At 45.4% G+C, this 7,287-nt stretch carries 1 protein-coding gene; it reads right to left on the bottom strand.

The genetic code is table 11. From position 1 onward, the window contains the following. Window positions 1–258: 258 nt before the first annotated feature. On the bottom strand, window positions 259–7,272 hold the full coding sequence (gene sprA / locus ABIC84_RS24905) for a cell surface protein SprA (RefSeq protein WP_429265329.1): 7,014 nt from the start codon (window positions 7,270–7,272) through the stop codon (window positions 259–261). Window positions 7,273–7,287 lie beyond the last annotated feature (15 nt).

The raw sequence follows: 7,287 nt of genomic DNA, 5'->3' as shown, positions 1-7,287 counted from the left end.
TGGTTTTGCCCAATGGCGAAGCCCCGTCATTTATAACTCCTCAAAAAAACTTTTTTAAAATCCTTAGGTTAACGGCTATGGTGACAACACCAACAGCCCCTTTGGCTCTTGGAAGCCTTAAATATCAGGAAGACTAAAAGTTATTGGTGACAACACCAACAACGGCAGGGGTAGCTATGCAAGCAGCCCTGTAAAGTTCGCGATTGCTTCGTACCTCGCAATGACGTTTCTTTATCAGGTCCCGTATTTCATTCAATTTTATTGCAGCAACAACTTCAAATTAATCCCAAAATTGGTAAATGATGTATTAAACGTTTGCGAAGTATAGGGCTTGGTAAGGTTTGAATCATAAAACAAATTCAGGTTAAAACGCTGGTTGATCACATAATCAACAGATGGCCTTACGGTAATATTTTGCGCACCCGATGAGATCTCGGCCGATTCAACATCGGCACGGTAAATGAGCGTTTTATTATCGCGCAATGAAAAATCGAGTTTAAAGTTCACGTCCTTATGCTGGATGCCTTCAAACCAGCCAAACGGAAAATGGAAATCTTTGGTGTGGTAACCAAAACCAAAAACAATGATCTTTTCGTTTTGCTGCGCCAACTGGCTGTTAAGCATACTTAAGCTGAGCGAACGGCTTTGGCGATATTCGGCATTGGCGGTCATGCTGTTTTTGAAGCGTACGCTTGCACCCAGCAAAGGCACAAACTGCTCAAAAATGGTAACCTGCGAAAACTGGTACAACGGCAGGAAATCATTATTTAAATCGCGTGAAGTGGCAGCGCCGTTAGCTTCGCGATATTGTAGCAGCGAGGTGAAACCGCTTACATTATATGATGAACGGTAACCATGGCTCAGATCAAACGAATCAAAAATATCCTGGAACCAGGAGATCTTACCTAAGCCATTGTACGTTACCTGCCAGTTAGGAATAGGAATTTTGGGAAATTGCGACAGGTTACTGCCCGAAGCATTTTTGCCTGCATATGTTGCCAGAAACGCCGGCACCAATACGTTTTGCGAATTTGGCCCGTAACCATCGGCATAGCCATCAGCAACCCCTGCCGAATTTGGGTTGGTACGCCCTAATCTTTGCGATATTACGGCGCGGGCATCCAAAAATTTCTGAAATGTAGATGAAACATTGTTTATCCCCTTTGCCGATTCAAAGGCGGTGCCAATGGTAAGGAACGATACACTGTAGTTACCCGATGTAACCGGGCTTAATGTTTCGATACTATTGCTTGATGCCAGGTATTTGAAATTAGCCTGGTAATTATGGTCCTGGGTTTTAAAGGCGCTAAGCTCAATCCGCAGATCTTTAAATGGTTCTATAATACCCCTGAAGTGCATATCCTCATTTAGCGATGTGGTATATAACTGATTTTGCAGGGTATCGGTGGTGATCCAGCCGTTGGCAACTGCTTTAGCCCGGATATCTGTTTGGCTGCCTAATAAAAAGCCTAATCCGGGGGCATTACCATCTGCACCAAAAAAGCCCGACTGTGGTAAGTATCCCGGTAAAAACGTTCCCTGGGTACGGGTATAGGTTGCGCTTAGGTTTTTAACACTGGTTAGCAGGCCTATCAGGATATTGCTCTTTTTATTGTTAGGGTTATTGGCCTTACGGATAAAAGGGAACTTGTTATACAGCGACACCATATTCAAGGTTGGGTTAAGCTGGATTGCCCTTGAGTTTTGAATACTGTTACCAACATCATAAGCGGTGCTATTGATAGCAAACAGCGGCTGTGTTTGCCAGTTAAAGTGTGTACTGTAACGCGCCACGGCCGATACCCAATCCAATCCCGGGATTTTGTTAATAGGTACTGTATAATTAAAGTTGATAGTGTGGTTATAATTGGTTGTACGGCCCAGCTTTTTCAGGTTATCCCAAAGGGTATCACGCTTTAAACCATTAACACGGCCGGCGGGTTCATCCACAACCGAAAGATTGGTAGCGTCAATATCCATCTGTAATGATTTTGACAGGTTCCAGCCTATGCCGTATACACGGGTTATGTTGAAATACTTGTTGAATGTAGTTGTCGGGATAGGGATATAATTATTGGGGTCATTATCGCGCAGGGTATTCTCCGAATAAAAGCGGTTAAAATTGATGCTAAAATTCAATCGCGACGGCAGCAGGCTAAAGTTCAAATCGCGGAACAGGGCCAGCATATTGCTTTTGATGATCTTAGCAAATGGGCTGTAGTATTTGGGCTGATTGGTATAGTTATAAGCGAGTGTGAGATTATAGGTTTTCTCCACGTCATTCTGCGTCACAAAATCATGGTGATTGTATTCGGTATAGGCATAAGTGGCATTAAAATTTTCAATGTCCCAAATATGGTTAAGCGCATTTTGGTTTGTACGCGCCTTATGTACGTTGGTAAAATTGATGCTTTTGCGGGTGGTAATATCAATAGCCGCGTTCCTGATAGAGTCGCGCTCTTTGGTGCTCGTTGCCGCTGCCAGCGATGCCTTCAGCTCAACATCCGGCGCTCCGGGATCATATTGCGGCATGCTCCTTTGTGATGACAAATTGATATATGCCGGGATATGGATGCCGCTTTTATCCGGAAAAAACTTGCCCAGCTCAACATTAGCCGATACGTCATAGGTTTGATCATCACTCTGGCTCCGGTCATTCAGCCTTGAATCAAGGGTACCGAAACCAATAGTTGTTTTACTGCCCGATACGGTAATATCGGCAAAGTCGGCAAGCTTGGCATCAATCCTCGCGGTAGCGGCCCATCCCCCGCGCTGATCAAAATCGGTAAGGCGCAGCTCATCATACCAAACAGTTCCTGATTTATCCAACCCATCATCGGGCAAAACATTTGTGCCTTTATATGGATTGCGCACGCCAAGCATAATGGTACGCAGCTTGCTTAAATCGGGCTGGCCCTTAATATAAACTACCTTATCGCCCTCGGTGTATTTAAAAAGCTGGTTGTAGGCCACGTTGGAGTGATTACGTGCAAGCTTTGCCCGGATCAGCAAATCAAGCTCCAGATCCATTTCATTAACATCCGGCCATATTGCTCCTGCATCGCTGGTACCCGGCTGGGTTATTTTTAAAGGCAATTCGTACTCATAATAGTTATCCTGGTAATCAACCCCGAGGCGGATAAACGCGTTCAGGTCATTATCCTTCAAATAATCACCCTCGGCATGGATAAACATTTGCATGCGTTTGTATTTGCGCAGGTCATTATAAAAAGTACGGAAGGCGGCCCTTGAATATCCATCGCGCAGGCTTTTTATATTAAGGGACAGTGATTGCTCGTTGAGCTTGGTATTGGTTTGCAGGTTATTGTAATTACGCTGGCGGTTAATACCGGGCGGCACCACATAAGGTATAGGCGTGCGGTTACCGTTCTCTTCAATATTTACAGCCTGCACGTCGATGGTCGAATTATCTATCGGCGGGTTTTGGATAGCCGGATCGGCAATAACATTCAGCGGATTTTTTTCGGTATTGAAAGCACGCCACTCGCCGCGCACCAGTTCCAGGGTCGCAAAACGAAGCACGGCGGTATCGGCAAAGTTGGTCATGAACATCCTCATAAAACGGATCGCCTTAAAATCCTGGATATTGCCCACTTTTGATTGATAATCGGTAATTGGGATGCGGAACTGGTACCAGTTAACTGCCTGGGTTGTACCGTTAGGCAGTTTCACTTGTGCGGTAACTTTATCGCTGATATAGTTTTGACCAACAACCATATCGGCCGGCCGCATAGATACCTTGTATTGGAAGTATGAGTCTTCCTGGCTCATGTTGTTGTCGCGGTTAATATCCTCACCATCGGGCAGCGAAGTTGAGGCTGAATTTTGAATGCCGAGTTCGGCCTGTGACTGCTGCGCCGTTTTCGAGTTACCGTCGGTGCCGTTGTATTTGCTATAACGGTCGAGGATGCCGGCACGGGCCTGGTCGAGCGCCGGGCCCTGGTAATATTGATAATCATCTGATGAAGGATCGGCAGCAATGGAAGTCGCGGCCTGCGCGTTCAGTTGCCCTTTTATCTGCTGAACAACCGGGGCAAATTTGGTTTGCTCATCCTGGTCGTTCATGCCGTCCAAACCAACATCCTGCAGTTTACGGGCATCGGGGTTGTTATCAAAAGCATTAATAACCGGCTGTAGTTTGGACACCCGCCCCCAGCTGGTTTCATCAACCTTGGTCAGGTCGCCGTCAACAGGCAAACCATTTTCCAGGCTTTTACGCCCGTCCTTTAAAATATCTTCCGATAGCGAACCTAAGTTAAAGTACAAGTCACCACCAGCCGAGTTTGGTTTGTATATGAATGGATCAAGCATCCAAAACTCGATGTAGGATACGTTCAACGATTCAAAATCATTTGTTTCCAGCTTCCTGAACATACCACCCCAGCGTGTTTTAGGGTTTTGCAAGGTACCATCGGGATTAATGCCGGTGGTAGCATAGTTGTACGGCCCACGGATACTTGGATAAAAAGCCATGTTAAGCGTAGCCAAACTAATCGGTTGCCCGGTAGCCGACTGCTTGTAAGGGAAAACTTCCTGCTCAATCACCTGCCTTACATAATGGTTGGAAAGCTCGCTTCTTGATATGGGGATGGAACCTGTATTGGTATAAAATATAGGGTCGATATTATAAAATGCCAGGCGGGCACGGTTATAGCCATAGCTCAGGTTATCAAACAAAGCTGATTCTCCAAACAATTGCGGCGTTCCTGAAATTTGCCAGCTGTTAGCTCCTTTAATATCTATTACCGATTGACTGTTCTCAAAATCGTCAAGATAAGATGTGCCGTGTTTGGATCCTGCAAAATTCAGTGCACCGGGACTTCCCGGCATCAGTTTGGCAAACTCGCCGTAAAAATTAATGGATGATGGCACTTTGGTATGGATGCCGGGGATCTTATCAACCAGCCTGGTTAAAAACCGGGAGTTTGAACTGTAATTGGCATCAAAACCCCAAATGGTATTGGAGATTGATTCTTCGCCGGCGATTTCATTTTGGGTGATAGGCTGTTCGGTAAGGTGCATCAAAGTAGCACCTAACTGAAGCTTATCGCTGGCATGATAATCAAGCCGGGTGCCGTACAATGACTTTTGCTGCACACCGAACAATTCATTATTCTCCAGCTTTACGGTAATAGGCTGGCCGGAAGATAACAGGGCCTGGTTCAGGATCCTGATCCGCCCGGCATTATAGTCAACCGTATAATCGTTCCCTTCCTGCAATTTTACCGTACCCGCGGTTACATTTACTGATCCCTGCGGAATGTTAACTGCATTTAGTTGGTACTCTGAACCACCTGTTGAGGTATAAGTTCCCTTAATTACATACCTGTTTAATGCAGGGAAATATTGCTGCGCGATGGTTTTGGTTGAGTCATACAATGGCTGATAAACGTATCGTTTAACCAGGTCAGTCTCGCCCGGGGTAAATTTGGATGCCAGGTCCGAACCAAAAGGCTCCACCACCGGGAACGAAATCCGCCCGTTTTGCGAATCGATGGTGATTCCTTCTAAAAAGTCAAAGTAGCCATCCGGTTTTTTATCGCTTTGCTGGTTGAGGTTATCAAGTCCTGCTACCTGAAGCCACAGCTTACCTTTTAGGTTTTGCCCCTCTTCCATTACTGTTTTTTCAATCCCCGTTTTATCATCAAGGCGGGTAACAGTTAACTTAAAATTGGTAGGGGCTATCTGAAAAGCACCGAGGGAGTAAATGTTTTTCATCATCAAATCCCAGGTAGGCAGGTTGGTTTTCAATAACTCGCCTTTCAGCAATTTCACAAAAAGCACATTAGGCGTATTTGGGTTAACGGCAACATCGCTGCTAAATTCACCCACCTGGTATTGCACACCATTAACAGTATACTGGTAAGCAACCGCCAATACCTCATCATTATTTAAGGGATAATTTAGGGAGATGTAACCTAACTGCGGGTGCAGGGTATACTCCTTATCAGTAAGCTTGCGGGCGTAAGTTAGTTTTGAATAGTTATCCGTATTGCCCGATCCCTGGAAAAAGCTGGCAACATCATTGGAGTTGGTGAGCCTTGCATTTTGCGGCAAAACAGATAACAGGTTGTTTGATTGCTGGGCAAAACCCGGCCCTTTAAAACCCGCGGGTAGGGCGCTGCCGCCGCCTACTATCCTTGTTTTATTGTATGGGTTATTTTCACCAAGGTCCATGAAAGCCAATATATCGCGCGAATCGGTAGTTACGTTGGTACGATTGGTTGTCCAAACCTCAATTTTAGTAATGTTTACATTGGAGCTGATGATCGGGATATTGGCCAGCGCCCTATTATAATTATTCCTGAAATATTGCGACAGGAAGAAGTGTTTGTTGGCCTCATAATCGGCAGGCGTCAACCTAAACTCGCCCTGTTGCGAACCATTGGTAATGGTGATGGTTTTTGACTGTGAGCGTTGCTGCGAAAAGATACTTGTAACATCCAGCCGCCCGAATTTCAACTTGGTTTTAACGCCAAAAAGCGCCTGACTACCGGTGATCAGCGTGGTATTAAGCGGCATACTAACCGTACCGGCTTCAATTTTCTGAATGATCTCGTCGGGCGAGCCTGTATAATCCAGCTTGATCTGGTTTTCAAACTGGAACTGCGCGTCGGTGTTGTAATTGGTGGTGATCTTTAACTTATCGCCTATGTTACCGGTTACGTTGAGTTGGATGCGCTGATCAAAATTAAAGTTAAACTGACTGCGCTGGCGGGTGTTAAAAAGCGGGTTTTGGTTTTTATTTATCTGCCCGGCCATGATCATTTCTGCTGATCCTTGCGGGCGGATATCAATCACCGAGCTGCCAAAGATCTGCTCAAACGTACGACTCCTGACCTTTATAGGCGGTATAAACCCCGGCTGCTGCGAATCATAGGCATAATTATCTGCCAGCTGCTGAAAATAGCCACGTTGGACCGATCGTTCTTTAAGTTTTAAATATTGCTCAAACGTAAGATACTGCGGGGGGCGGTAAAGTAAATTACCTACCCTTTCGTATAAAATATAACGGTTTGTGGCCGGATCATATTCAATGGTACGTACCAGGCCTGCCGGATCGGTATTGAAAATACCTTCCCTCATCCGCTGGCTTCGTGGCGCGGTCAGGTTTATTGGTGCATTTGATTTGGTTGTGTCATTTTTAGCCGCAGGTGAAGGCTTTTGTTGTGCATACACATTACCCAGCCCCCCGAACACCACAATGAACAACACACTTATAAGTGTCTTATAAGTAAATACTTTGGTCAAAAGTTAGTAGATATT

It is taken from the genome of Mucilaginibacter sp. 3215, assembly GCF_050433785.1.
Classification (GTDB): Bacteria; Bacteroidota; Bacteroidia; order Sphingobacteriales; family Sphingobacteriaceae; genus Mucilaginibacter.
Note: the sequence above shows the minus strand (reverse complement) of the source record. Positions and strands in the feature narration are given on the sequence as shown.